The sequence below is a fragment of the Tsukamurella tyrosinosolvens genome (genome assembly GCF_900104775.1).
Lineage (GTDB): Bacteria > Actinomycetota > Actinomycetes > Mycobacteriales > Mycobacteriaceae > Tsukamurella > Tsukamurella tyrosinosolvens.
In genome coordinates this window covers 242,177-254,647 of the sequence record NZ_FNSA01000001.1, presented here as the reverse complement: position 1 = coordinate 254,647, position 12,471 = coordinate 242,177, and the positions used below count along the sequence as shown (strand labels likewise).

General features: G+C 71.0%; 13 protein-coding genes. 7 read left to right on the top strand and 6 right to left on the bottom strand.

All coding sequences use genetic code 11. The features are described from left to right. Window positions 1–15 precede the first annotated feature (15 nt). Entirely contained in the window at window positions 16–1,488 is a 1,473-nt protein-coding gene (locus BLW32_RS01265) for a CCA tRNA nucleotidyltransferase (protein ID WP_068526241.1), read from the top strand. A gap of 15 nt (window positions 1,489–1,503) precedes the next feature. On the opposite strand, the gene BLW32_RS01260 is transcribed toward BLW32_RS01265, so the two are convergent. The 3 genes from BLW32_RS01260 to BLW32_RS01250 are packed head-to-tail and all read right to left on the bottom strand — an operon-like array spanning window position 1,504 to window position 3,920. After that, on the bottom strand, window positions 1,504–2,001 hold the full coding sequence (locus BLW32_RS01260) for a hypothetical protein (protein ID WP_068526240.1): 498 nt from the start codon (window positions 1,999–2,001) through the stop codon (window positions 1,504–1,506). 46 nt (window positions 2,002–2,047) lie between these two features. Then, window positions 2,048–2,590, bottom strand: coding sequence for a hypothetical protein (locus BLW32_RS01255; RefSeq protein ID WP_068740332.1), 543 nt, complete (start codon window positions 2,588–2,590; stop codon window positions 2,048–2,050). Window position 2,591: 1 nt separating this feature from the next. After that, the gene (locus BLW32_RS01250) at window positions 2,592–3,920 is read right to left on the bottom strand and encodes an MFS transporter (protein ID WP_068740331.1); all 1,329 of its coding nucleotides are present in this window, start codon (window positions 3,918–3,920) and stop codon (window positions 2,592–2,594) included. Between the two features lie 74 nt (window positions 3,921–3,994). Between BLW32_RS01250 and BLW32_RS01245 the strand changes: the two genes are divergently transcribed. Then, entirely contained in the window at window positions 3,995–4,624 is a 630-nt protein-coding gene (locus tag BLW32_RS01245) for a YqgE/AlgH family protein (protein WP_074850285.1), read from the top strand. Here BLW32_RS01245 and BLW32_RS01240 read toward each other — a convergent pair. Then, the gene (locus BLW32_RS01240; RefSeq protein ID WP_068526237.1) at window positions 4,617–5,108 is read right to left on the bottom strand and encodes a MarR family winged helix-turn-helix transcriptional regulator; all 492 of its coding nucleotides are present in this window, start codon (window positions 5,106–5,108) and stop codon (window positions 4,617–4,619) included. The two genes, BLW32_RS01245 and BLW32_RS01240, sit on opposite strands and share 8 nt — an antisense overlap. Window positions 5,109–5,214: 106 nt before the next feature. Between BLW32_RS01240 and BLW32_RS01235 the strand changes: the two genes are divergently transcribed. From BLW32_RS01235 to BLW32_RS01220, 4 genes are read left to right on the top strand one after another with little or no spacing between them, the layout of a single operon-like run. Beyond that, window positions 5,215–5,643 (top strand): hypothetical protein, encoded by a 429-nt coding sequence (locus tag BLW32_RS01235; RefSeq protein ID WP_068740329.1) that lies wholly within the window; start codon window positions 5,215–5,217, stop codon window positions 5,641–5,643. A 36-nt stretch (window positions 5,644–5,679) separates the two neighbouring features. Next, window positions 5,680–6,045 (top strand): hypothetical protein, encoded by a 366-nt coding sequence (locus BLW32_RS01230; protein WP_068740327.1) that lies wholly within the window; start codon window positions 5,680–5,682, stop codon window positions 6,043–6,045. Window positions 6,046–6,079: 34 nt separating this feature from the next. Further along, the gene (locus BLW32_RS01225; protein ID WP_068740325.1) at window positions 6,080–7,081 is read left to right on the top strand and encodes an ABC transporter substrate-binding protein; all 1,002 of its coding nucleotides are present in this window, start codon (window positions 6,080–6,082) and stop codon (window positions 7,079–7,081) included. Then, on the top strand, window positions 7,081–8,055 hold the full coding sequence (locus BLW32_RS01220; protein WP_068740323.1) for an ABC transporter substrate-binding protein: 975 nt from the start codon (window positions 7,081–7,083) through the stop codon (window positions 8,053–8,055). The genes BLW32_RS01225 and BLW32_RS01220 overlap by 1 nt, the downstream gene beginning before the upstream one ends. A 6-nt stretch (window positions 8,056–8,061) precedes the next feature. Here BLW32_RS01220 and BLW32_RS01215 read toward each other — a convergent pair whose 3' ends face one another. Both BLW32_RS01215 and BLW32_RS01210 read right to left on the bottom strand, forming a co-directional pair. Further along, the gene (locus BLW32_RS01215) at window positions 8,062–9,051 is read right to left on the bottom strand and encodes a bile acid:sodium symporter family protein (protein WP_068526232.1); all 990 of its coding nucleotides are present in this window, start codon (window positions 9,049–9,051) and stop codon (window positions 8,062–8,064) included. Window positions 9,052–9,054: 3 nt separating this feature from the next. Continuing rightward, entirely contained in the window at window positions 9,055–9,525 is a 471-nt protein-coding gene (locus BLW32_RS01210) for an SdpI family protein (protein WP_068526231.1), read from the bottom strand. An 82-nt stretch (window positions 9,526–9,607) separates the two neighbouring features. Here BLW32_RS01210 and leuS point away from each other — a divergent pair, with 82 nt between their 5' ends. Further along, the gene (leuS, locus tag BLW32_RS01205; protein WP_068740321.1) at window positions 9,608–12,457 is read left to right on the top strand and encodes a leucine--tRNA ligase; all 2,850 of its coding nucleotides are present in this window, start codon (window positions 9,608–9,610) and stop codon (window positions 12,455–12,457) included. The last annotated feature ends 14 nt before the right edge of the window (window positions 12,458–12,471 follow it).

The following is a 12,471-nucleotide window of genomic DNA, read 5'->3' as shown; positions in this document are numbered from 1 at the left end:
GTAGACTGGTCGGTCGTGACCGAAAGCTCTCCCGCCGGCCCGGCGGACGCGCGCGCCGAACGCCGGACCCGCCTCCTGGCGGCGGCGCACATCTCGCTGCGCGGATTGTCCGACGTCCTGGCCCCACTGGGCGCTCGGTTCGCCGACGCGGGTCACGAGCTGTACCTCGTGGGCGGCTCCGTCCGCGACGCCCTGCTCGGCCGGCTGACGAGCGATCTGGACTTCACCACGGACGCCCACCCCGAGCAGGTGCAGGCGCTGCTGCGCGGCTGGGCCGACGCGATGTGGGACACCGGCATCGAGTTCGGCACCGTGAGCGCCGCGTTCGCCGACCAGCTGATCGAGATCACCACCTTCCGCGCCGAGGCCTACGACCGCGTCACCCGGAACCCCGTGGTGAAGTTCGGCGAGAATCTGCGCGACGACCTGGTGCGCCGCGACTTCACCATCAACGCGATGGCCGTGCGCATCGGCCGCGAGGGCGCCGAGGACTTCCAGGACCCGCTGAACGGGCTCGACGCGCTGCTCGCCGGCGAGATCGACACGCCCGCGACGCCGGAGGAGTCCTTCTCCGACGATCCACTGCGCATGCTCCGCGCCGCCCGGTTCGTCTCCCAGCTGGGCTTCGCCGTCGCGCCGCGCGTGTCCGCCGCGATGACCGACATGGCGCCCGAGATCGACCGGATCACCGCCGAGCGGGTCCGGGCCGAGCTGGACAAGCTCATCCTGGGCGCGCACCCCGTCGACGGGATCGTGCTGCTCGTCGACACCGGGCTGGCCGAGCGGGTGATCCCGGAGATCCCCGGCATGAAGCTGGCGATCGACGAGCACCACCAGCACAAGGACGTCTTCTGGCACTCGATGACCGTGCTGCAGCAGGCCATCGACCTCGAGGAGTCCGACCCCGACCTGATCCTGCGCTGGGCGGCGCTGCTGCACGACATCGGCAAGCCCGACACCCGCCGGCACGAGCCGAACGGCGGCGTCTCCTTCCACCACCACGAGGTGGTGGGCGCGAAGATGGTGCGGAAGCGGATGCGGGAGCTCGCCTACCCGAAGGCCGTGACCGAGGACGTCGCGCAGCTGGTGTTCCTGCACCTGCGCTTCCACGGCTACGGCGACGGTCAGTGGACCGACTCCGCGGTCCGCCGCTACGTCACCGACGCCGGGCCGCTGCTCCCCCGGCTGCACAAGCTGGTCCGCGCGGACTGCACCACCCGGAACAAGCGCCGCGCCGCGCGGCTGCAGGCCACCTACGACGGGCTCGAGCGCCGCATCGACGCCATCGCCGCCAAGGAGGACCTCGCGCGGGTCCGCCCGGACCTCGACGGCAACGCGATCATGGAGCTGCTCGGGCTGGAGCCCGGCCCCGAGGTCGGCGCGGCGTGGAAGTTCCTCAAGGAGCTGCGCCTGGACCGCGGGCCCCTCGATCGCGACGAGGCCGAGGCCGAGCTGACGAAGTGGTGGGCCGAGCGCCAGGGCTCCTAGCGGGGCGCGGAGTTCTCAGCGGGGTGCGGTGTACGGGGTGCGCGGGCCGGGAATCGCGGCGATCCGCTTGTCGAGCTCGCTCGGGAGCTTCGACAGGGCTGACCACCCGCGCGGCTCCGGATTGTCGACGGTGGCCTTGAGCAGCGCGCCGTCCGTGGTGCGCACGGTGGCGGAGACGATCCAGCCGTCGAAGATCTGCGCCTTCCGGTCGTAGTTCGGCGGGTTGCGGAGAACGCGTTCCGTCATCGCACGGAGGTCCGCGACGTCGGTGGGCTTGCCGCGGAGCTCGACGAGCCGCGACCCGGGAGCGACGGCCTTCGTGACGATGCGCCCGTCGGCGTAGACCGTGGTCCGCGGCGGCGCCTCGCTGGTGAGGAAGACGTGGGTGCGCACGTCGACCACCACGGTGTTCGCGGGCTTCGGCGCGGGCGCTGCGTTCGCGGCCCCCGCCGCGGCCGTCAGCGACGTGGCGAGGAGGGTGGCCGCCGCGGCGGCTCGGATCGTCTTCCGCATGCCGGTCAGCGTATCCGCAGGGCTCAGGAAGCGAAAGACATGATTCCTACTGCTGCAGATCGGTCGCGCCGTCGGCGGTCCCGTCGCCGTCGGTGTCGAAGACCAGGACGTCGGGCGCACCGTCGGCGTCCGTGTCCGCGACGGCCTGCCGGGCCGGTTGGCCGGGTTCCGCGGGCACCGGCGTGACCTGCACCGGCCTCGCCGGCTCGGGGTCGCGTGCGCCGGTGACCCCGGGGATCGGGCAGGCCGACGGTGCCGCCCGCGCCGGTGTGCCCGTGGTGCCGGGCGTCCCGTCGGCCCCGCCCGGACCCGTCGACGCCGATCCGGGGCCCGCGCCGGGCGCCGCCGTGGGCTCCGCCCAGCGGCCGGAACCGTCGTCGCGGAAGGCGGCCTCGCGAGCCCCGTCGTCGTCGAGATCGAGCGCGGCCGCGTCCGCGCGGCCGTCGCCGTCCAGGTCGACCATCGCGTCGTCGATCCGCCCGTCCCCGTCGAAGTCGAGTAGGACCGCGCCCTGCGTCCCGGGCGAGGTCCAGCGGGTGACCCGACTCGCGCCGTCGCCGAACCAGTACTCGATCAGTTCGTCCCCCATATCAATTGGACGCGCCAGCGGCCTCCGGGGTTCCCGTGCGGCGGTACAGGAGAACGACGACCCCGACCGCGACCGCGTAGAGCAGCGCGCCGAAGCCGGCGAGGGGGCGGCAGACACCGTCGAACGGGACGACCGCGGCGGCGAACGCGACCGCGCCCACGAAGGTCACGTTGAACAGGGCGTCCTGGAACGCGAAGACCTGGCCGCGACGCTCATCGGGCACGTCGAGCTGCATGGCGGCGTCGCCCGAGAGCTTGACCACCTGGCCGGCGAGGCCGAGGATCGCGGCGGCCGCGACCAGGACGGCGAAGTTCAGGGTGAGCACGCTCAGCTGCGTCAGGCACGCCGCGGCGAGCGCGCCGACCACGGTGTTCCGTCGGCCCCATCGGGCCACCGCGAAGGGCGTGAACACGGCGGCGACGAACATGCCCAGCGCCGTCGCGCCGGCGACGGAGCCGAAGCCGGCGAGCCCCAGCGTGCCGTCGGTGAAGTGGTGCCGGGTGAGCAGGAGCAGCATCAGCGTGTTGAAGCCGAAGCCGGTGCGGTGCGCGCCCATGCCGGTCAGAGCTGCGGTGACCGACGGTGCGCGCCAGGCCGCGAGGGCGCCGTGCGCGAGGCCCGCCGCGACGTCGCTGAGCGCGGTCGCGGGCTTCTCGTGCTTACCGGAGACGTCGTGGTCGGGGCCGAGCACGCCCGCGGGAAACCGCGTGGAGAGCACCGCGCCGAGGATCGCGATGAGCACGGCGACGGCGAGCACGCCGGCGCCGCCCGCGTCGTCGGAGCCGAAGATCGCCCGCAGCCCGACGGCCGTGCTGGCGCCGACTGCGGTCGCGCCGGCACCCAGAGTCGTGGTGAGCGAATTGATCGCGACGAGCTGCGGCCGGTCGACGACGTGCGGCAGTGCGGCGGAGAGGCCGGAGGCCACGAAGCGGCCGGCGCCGCCCACCGCCAGCGCCACGATGAAGATCGCGCTCTCCCCCGCACCCGACGCGAGCACCCCCGCGCAGGCGGCGATGAGCAGCGCGCGAACGAGATTGGCGACGATGAACACGCGGCGCCGGTCCCAGCGGTCCAGCAGCGCGCCGGCGAAGGGCCCGATCACCGAGTAGGGCAACAGCAGCACGGCCAGGCCGGTGGCGATCGCGGCCGGCGTCGCGTTGCGCTCGGGATTGAAGACGATGGCGGTGCCGAGCCCGGCCTGGAACAGGCCCTCCGCGTACTGGCTCAGCAGCCGGACGCCGAGCAGACGCAGCAGGTCGGGCAGGTCGCGGAAGGTCCGCCACGCGGGTTTCGCAGCGGCGGCGGGAGCGTCCGTTCCGCTGGTCGTCACGTGCTACAGCGTATCGGCGGGAGGGCTTCCGCGTCGGCGGACCCCGATGGTGGTCCACGTGCCATGATGGGGGTGTGGGTCCCGATCGTTCGAATGAGCCGACGCAGGGCGGCGCGTCCTCAGGCGAGCCCGCCGATGCGGGCTTCGAGGTGTCCTCGGGCACGCTGCTGGTCGCCTCCCCGGAGCTGATCGAGCCGACCTTCTCGCGCACCGTCGTGTACCTGATCGAGCACAACGAGTCGGGCAGCCTGGGCGTGGTCCTCAACCGTCCGAGCGAGTCCGCGGTGCACGGCGTGCTCCCCCGCTGGCACGACCTCGCCGCCAAGCCGAAGGCCGTGTTCGTCGGCGGCCCGGTGAACCAGTCCGCGGCGCTGTGCCTGGGCGTGGTGAAGGCCGGCGTGGATGCGAGCGGCATCCGCGGGCTGCAGCCCGTCGCCGGCCGGGTGGTGCTGGTGGACCTCGACTCCGACGTGGAGATGATGGACGAGCTGCTCGACGGCGTGCGCGTCTTCGCCGGGTACAGCGGCTGGGGCATGGGCCAGCTGGACGACGAGCTCGAGCGCGACGACTGGATCCCGTGCGGCTCCCTGCACACGGACGTCCTCGTGCCCGCGCGGGTGGACCTGTGGGGCAAGGTGCTGCGCCGTCAGGGCCTGCCGACCGCGCTGCTGGCGACCCATCCGGTGGACGTCTCCGTCAACTGACCTCCCGGTCGCGCGGTGCTCGCTGCGACTCGATGATCCGCCACAGCGCCGAGCGGCACACCTCGACATCGGCGCCCAGCAGGCGTCCCCACTCCTCGTCCAGTGCGATGGACCGGCCGAGCATCGCCTCGGTGAGCTCCTCCCCCGCGGGCGTCAGGGTGAGGATGCGCGCCCGCCGGTCGTTCTCGTCGACCGCGCGGGCGACGAAACCCCAGGAGACGAGCTCGTCGACGGTGGGCGCCACCGTCTGCTTGGTCGTTCCGAGCTGGGCCGCGACATCGACGATCCGCACGGGTGACGATTCGATGAGCGCGAGCACCCGCATGTGTCCGGTGCGCAGCCGGGGGTCGTACTGGTGGACCTCGTCGAGGAGCAGGTCCGCGACGAGCACGCCCACCCGGCGCGCGAGGAGGTGGATACGCGCGTCGGGCCCCGGATCGACGATCGCGAGCGAATCGGTCGCGGTGGACTGTCCCCTGGCCATGATGGTCAGGGTAACCGGACGATTGTTGAACTCGTCACTCCGACGTGTGTGACAACAGGTGTTGTCGTACATTAGTCAGGCAACACTGACTAAAAGGAGCGACGAGATGACCGTCGTCACGCGCGTGCTCAGCGGACACCCCCGGAGCCGGTTCCTCCTCGGCGCCCTCCTGGCGGTGACGGCGTTCGTGCACCTGGCCAGGATCGCGACCGCGCCCTGCGCCGCGGACGGCGCGGCGTGTGCCGGCCTCGGCATCGTCTACGCCGTTCTGGTCCTCATGGTGCTGCTCGGCGAGCGCTGGGGATACCTCGCGGCGGCCGTCTTCCCGCTGATCGGGCAGTTGCTCGGCGACTACCAGTCGTTCCGCTACTACAGCAACCCGATCGAGGCCATGGATCCGCTGATCGACCTCCTCGTCGTCCCGGTCGCCGTGTACGTGATCCGGGCGACCGCTCGGAGGGGATCTACGCCGACTGGAATCGACCGCATGAGGGCCCGATCCGCTCGCCGAGCCGGACAGCACCCGTTGTCGTAACATTCCGATCCGGGGGCGGCAGAAGGGATGCGATGGATGGCGATCGTCGCTCGACCAGGTCTTTTCCGCAGCGCACGGACCACTCTCGGCGCGCTGCTCGTGGTGGTGGCGCTCGCGCATCTGGCCCAGGCCGCGCTGTCCTCCTCGACGGACGTCGTCGCGGGCTCCGTGGGTGCCGCGTTCGCCTACGGCGTGGTCTCCGCGAACGTCTTCCTGGATCAGCAGTGGGCGTACACGGCTGCGGTCGGCCTCCCCTTCCTCGCCTTCTTCTACAGCGATCACCGCATCACGGGTGTGCCGACGCACCCGGTCGAGATCCTGTACCTGTGCCTGTACTCCGTGGTGATCGTCCTGGGGGTGTACCTCAGGTTCGGCGCACCCGTCGCGAACCACACGAATTAGGCTAGTCTTACCTTCCTATCGATCAGGAGGGTTCATGAGGCGGTTCACCACGGCGTTCGTCGCCGCTCTGTCGGCGGTCGGACTGGTCACGTCGGCATGCGGCGGCGCAGGATCCGACGGTGCCGCCCCCGCGGCGAGCACCGTGACGATCACGCAGGTCAACGGTGTCACCGAGTTCCCCGTCGGCCCGACCCGCATCGTCGCCACCGGCTACTCGATCGACAACCTGCTGGCGCTGGGCATCAAGCCCGTCGCCGTCGTCGAGGGCGGGCTTCCGCTGCCCGCGCCGTGGCACGGCAAACAGCTCGACGGCATCCCGATCATCACCTCCCCGGACAAGAAGTCGATGCCGGTCGAGGAGATCGCGAAGTACCGCCCCGAGCTCTTCGCCGGCGACAACTACGTGGTCGATCGGCCCACCTTCGAGCGGCTGTCCGCGGTCACCAAGGTCCTGGGCGGTATCGAGGAGAACGGCTCCAGCGCGGCGTGGGACGTGCAGCTCAAGGCCCTCGGCCGGATCCTGGACAAGGAGGACGCGGTGAGCCGGGTCCTGGCGGAGGACGAGGCGCGGTTCGCGGCGGTCCGCGAGCGACACCCGGGGCTGCGGGGCAAGTCGGCCGTCCTGGCGCAGTACCTCGCCGCGGCGAGCTCGTTCAACTTCGTGTCCTCCGCCGCCGACCCGACCAACACGATGTTCGCCGAGCTGGGGATGACCCTCCCCATGGCGATCAAGGACAACCCGCGGTTCGCCACCGGGTCCGGCCAACAGGGCGGACGGACGCCTGTGTCCCTGGAGCTGCTCCCCCAGATCGCCTCGAACCTCATGGTCATCTACCCGAACGGCGCCACCGCGGCGGACCTGCAGCGCCTGCCCGGCTACGCGGGCCTGCCGCAGGTGACGTCGGGTGCCACGAAGGTGGTCGACTTGCAGACCGTCATCGCGCTGAACCAGCCCACCCCGCTGAGCCGGGAGTGGATCCTGCCCCAGCTCGAGCCGCTCTTCGTGAACGCCGCGCAGCAGCAGGCGGTGGCGTGATGCGCCGCCTCGCGGCGGCCGTCGCGGCCCTCGCTCTGCTCGCGGGCTGCGGATCGGGCACGACGGACCCGGCGGCACCGTCGGCCTCGACCGTGTCGATCGCACAGGCCAACGGCACCATCGACTACCCCGTGGGCGCGAAGCGGATCGTGGCACAGGGGTACGCGATCGACAACGTGCTCGCACTGGGGATCAAGCCCGTCGCGATCGTGCAGCTGACGCAGCCGCTGCCCGCCGCGTGGCAGCGCGAGCTCCTCAAGGACGTGCCCGTGATCAAGGCCCCCGGTGCCACGAGCCTGCCGGCCGAGGAGATCGCCACGTACCAGCCGGACCTGTTCGTCGGCGACCACCGGGTGGTCAAGGGAGAGAACTTCGCCGCGGTGAGCGGCGTGACCAAGGTGCTCGGCGGGATCGCCGCCACGGGACCCGATTCCGGCTGGAACGCGCAGCTCCTGGCCCTCGGGAGGATCCTCGGCAAGGAGGCCGAGGCGAAGCGGGTGATCGCGGCCGATCACGACCGGGTGACGGGCTTCGCGCAGCGGTACCCGGGGCTGAAGGGCAAGACGGGGTTCGTGGCGCAGTACGCGGCCGCGGCGTCCAGCTTCAACGTGATCGCGAGCCCGCAGGATCCGACGAACCTGTTCCTCGCGGAGCTGGGGCTGACGGTGCCGAAGGCGATCCGCGACGAGCCGCGATTCGTCAGCCCCGCGACCCGCGGCATGGTCTCGCTGGAGCTCCTCCCCCGCGTGGGCGCGAACTTCATGGCGATCTACCCCAACGGCGCGACGGGCGAGGACCTGCTGCAGCTGCCCGGCTACTCCGCGCTGCCGCAGGTGCAACGGGGCACCGCAGTGGTCGCGGACCTGGACCTCACCTACTCGGTGTACCAACCCACCTCGCTGAGCCGCGCCTGGTTCCTGCAGACGATGGAGCCGACCCTGGCGAAGGTCGCGGAGCAGCCGCTCGTGGAGTGACGCGCCTCAGGCCGGGGCGGGCTCGGGCTCCAGCTCGCGCCCGTACTTCGCGGCCAGCCACGCGCACATCATGAGCTGGATCTGGTGGAAGATCATCAGCGGCAGCACCAGCAGGCCGACGGGTTGCCCGGCGAACAGGACGGCCGCCATCGGCAGGCCGGTGGCCATGGACTTCTTGGTGCCGCAGAACTGGACGGCGATCATGTCGGCCCGGTCGAAGCCGAGCTTCTCCGCGGTGGTCCGCGTGAGCCACAGCATCACCACCACGAGCACGACGGACAGCACGATGAGCTGCACCACGCCCACCCAGGAGACCTGGCTCCAGATGTGCTCGCGCATCCCGGCGGAGAAGGCGGCGTAGACCACGAGCACGATCGAGCCGCGGTCCACGTACTTCAGTGCCGCCGCGTGCTTCGCCACGAACTCCCCCACCCAGGGCCGCAACAGCTGGCCGAGGAGGAAGGGCAGCAGGAGCTGCAGGCACAGATCGATGATCGAGCTGCTGTGGAACTGCACCTCGCCGGTGGTCGCCATGAGCGCGAGGACCAGCAGCGGCGTGATGAAGACCCCGAGCAGGTTGGAGACCGAGGCGCTGACGATCGCGCCCGGCACGTTGCCGCCCGCGATCGAGGTGAAGGCGATCGACGACTGCACGGTGGACGGCAGCAGCGTCAGGAACAGGACGCCCGCGTACAGCTCGGGCCGCAGCAGCACCTCGGGCGCGAACCGCAGCAGGACGCCGATGATCGGGAAGACGACGAAGGTGAAGCCCAGGATCACCACGTGCAGGCGCCAGTGCTTGAGGCCGGCCAGGGCCTCCATGGGGTGGATCCGCGCCCCGTACAGGAAGAAGAGGATCGCGATGGCGACGGTGACGGCACCGTCGACCACGGGCACCGCGCGGCCCTCCGCCGGGAACAGGGCGGCGACGCCGACGGCGGCGAAGATCGCGAGGATGAACCCGTCGATCGAGAGCTTGCTGAGGAGGGTCCGCATCGGCTAGGCGGGGCGCGCTTCGTGGTCGCACATGCCCTTGAGGGCACACGCGCCACAGCCGCCGGTCACGCCGCAGTCCGCCGCCGGGTCGTCCGACGGTGCCTCGTCGGCGCTGCAGCACGTCGCCTCGGGCATCTGCAGGCGCGCCTGGATCGACGCCGCGCGAGCGCCCTGCAGCGCGCCGAAACCGGCGAGGAACAGGCCCGCGACCACGGCGACGACGACCGCGACGTAGGACCACGGCGCGTCCATCGCGAGGCCGATGAGGGCGCCGCCGCCGAAGATGACACCCGCGGCCACCAGGCCGGGACCCGCGACGCGGTTCGCGGTGCGCCAGAGCAGCGGATCGGAGAGGGTCTGTTCGGTGCGGACCCCCACGACACCGTTCTCGGGGAGGCGGCCGGCGAGCCCGGCGCCGCCCACGACGACGGCCGCCACGGCGGCCAGGGCGAGGATCACAACCAGCACGAACACGATCTCCAGTTTAGAGACCTGTGCAAATCGCTCTCATGCAGGTGTTTGCGGGGCCGACCAGGACCGTCACTAAGCTGGTGGGGTGACGCAGAACGTTGAACAGTCCACCTCGACCGGCCCCGCTCACCGGTACACGGCCGAGCTCGCGGGCACCATCGAGCAGCGGTGGCGCGATCACTGGCGCGACAGCGGCGTCTTCAACGCCCCGAACCCCGTCGGCCCGCTCCAGGGCGACGGTGCCCTCCCCGCGGAGAAGTTGTTCATCCTCGACATGTTCCCGTACCCCTCGGGCGCGGGCCTGCACGTCGGCCACCCGCTGGGCTTCATCGCGACGGACGTCTTCGGCCGCTACCACCGGATGAACGGCGCCAACGTCCTGCACACGATGGGCTTCGACGCCTTCGGCCTGCCCGCAGAGCAGTACGCGGTGCAGACCGGCACGCACCCGCGCGTGACCACCGAGAAGAACATCGAGCGGTACCTGGAGCAGATCGGCTCGCTGGGTCTGGCCCACGACGAGCGCCGCCGCGTCTCCACCACGGATCCCGAGTTCTACCACTGGACGCAGTGGATCTTCCTGCAGATCTACAACGCCTGGTACGACGCCGCCCAGGACCGCGCGCGGCCCATCGCGGAGCTGGAGGCCGAGTTCGCCTCCGGGTCCCGGGCTCTGGACGACGGCCGGGAATGGTCGGGCCTGACGGTGGCCGAGCGCGCCGCCGTGCTCGACGACCACCGCCTGGTCTACGAGAGCAATTCGCTGGTGAACTGGTGCCCGGGCCTGGGCACCGTGCTCGCCAACGAGGAGGTCACCGCCGACGGCCGCAGCGAGCGCGGCAACTTCCCCGTCTATCGCAAGCAGCTGCGGCAGTGGATGATGCGGATCACCGCCTACTCGGACCGCCTGATCGACGACCTGGACGTGCTGGACTGGCCCGAGAAGGTCAAGTCCATGCAGCGCAACTGGATCGGCCGCAGCCGCGGCGCGCGCGTGGCCTTCACCGCCGCCGGCGAGCGGATCGAGGTCTTCACCACCCGCCCGGACACCCTGTTCGGCGCCACCTACATGGTGCTCTCCCCCGAACACCCGCTGGTCGACCAGCTGACCGCCACCGTGTGGCCGGCGGGCGTCGACGAGCGGTGGACCGGCGGCGCCGGCTCCCCCGCCGAGGCCGTCGCCGCGTACCGCGCGTCGATCGCCGCCAAGTCCGACCTGGAGCGCCAGGAGGGCAAGGAGAAGACGGGTGTCTTCCTGGGCACCTTCGCGGTGAACCCGCTGAGCGGCACCGAGATCCCCGTCTTCATCGGCGACTACGTGCTCATGGGCTACGGCACCGGCGCCATCATGGCCGTCCCCGGCCACGATGTGCGCGACCACGAGTTCGCGACCAAGTTCGGCCTGCCGATCGTCGAGGTCGTGGGTAGTGAGGCCGGCGTCGCGGACGAGGCCTACATCGGCGAGGGCCCCGCGGTGAACTCGGCGAACGCCGACCTGGACATCAACGGCCTCGGCGTCGCGGAGGCGAAGGCCGCCGTCATCGCGTACCTGGAGAAGACCGGCGCCGGCCGGGGCACCGTGCAGTACAAGCTGCGCGACTGGCTGTTCGCGCGCCAGCGGTACTGGGGCGAGCCCTTCCCCATCGTCTTCGACGCCGACGGTGCGCCGCACGCCCTGCCGGAATCCGAACTGGCCGTGCTGCTCCCCGAGGTCGAGGACTACGCGCCCGTGGCCTTCGATCCGGAGGATTCGGACTCGCAGCCCTCTCCCCCGCTGGCGAAGGCCACCGACTGGCTGCACGTCGAGTTGGATCTCGGCGATGGCCTGCAGGACTACACCCGCGACGCGAACGTCATGCCGCAGTGGGCCGGTAGCTCCTGGTACCAGCTGCGGTACGTTGACCCCACGAACGCGGAGGCGTTCTGCGCCAAGGAGAACGAGGCCTACTGGATGGGTCCGCGCCCGGAGGCCAACGGTGCGAGTGATCCCGGCGGCGTCGACCTGTACGTCGGCGGTGTGGAGCACGCCGTGCTGCACCTGCTGTACGCGCGCTTCTGGCACAAGGTGCTCTTCGATCTGGGCTACGTGACCTCGCGCGAGCCCTACCGGAAGCTGTTCAACCAGGGCATGATCCAGGCCTTCGCCTATACCGATTCGCGCGGCGTCTACGTGCCGGCGGAGGGCGTGGTGGAGCGCGACGGGAAGTTCTTCCTGGGCGAGCAGGAGGTGAACCGCGAGTACGGCAAGATGGGCAAGTCCCTGAAGAACTCCGTCGCCCCGGACGACATCGCCCGCGACTACGGCGCCGACACCCTGCGCGTCTACGAGATGTCGATGGGTCCGCTGGATCAGGACCGTGCGTGGGCGACCAAGGACGTGGTCGGTGCGCAGCGCTTCCTGCAGCGCGCGTGGCGTGCGGTGATCGACGAGGAGACCGGCGCCGTCCGCGTCACCGACGAGACCCCGTCCGACGCGTCGATGCGCGTGCTGCACAAGACGATCGCCGGAGTCCGCGAGGACTACGCGGAGATGCGCGACAACACCGCCATCGCCAAGCTGATCGAGCTGACCAACCACCTCACCAAGGAGTACCCCGGCGGCGCGCCGCGGGCCCTCGCGGAGCCGTTGGCGCTGATGCTGGCGCCCGTCGCTCCGCACATCGCGGAGGAGCTGTGGAGCCGGCTGGGCCACGCCGAATCGCTCGCGCACGGGCCCTTCCCGGTCGCCGAGGGACAGTGGCTGGTGCAGGACACCGTCGAGATCCCCGTGCAGGTGAAGGGCAAGGTGCGTGCGCGGATCACCGTCGGCGCCGACGCCTCCGACGAGGCCCTCGAAGCCGCGGCGTTGGCGGACCCGAAGATCGCCGAGCTTCTCGACGGCACGCCTCGCAAGGTGATCGTGGTGTCCGGCAAGCTCGTCAACATCGTTCCGTAACAGGGGAGTTGCCG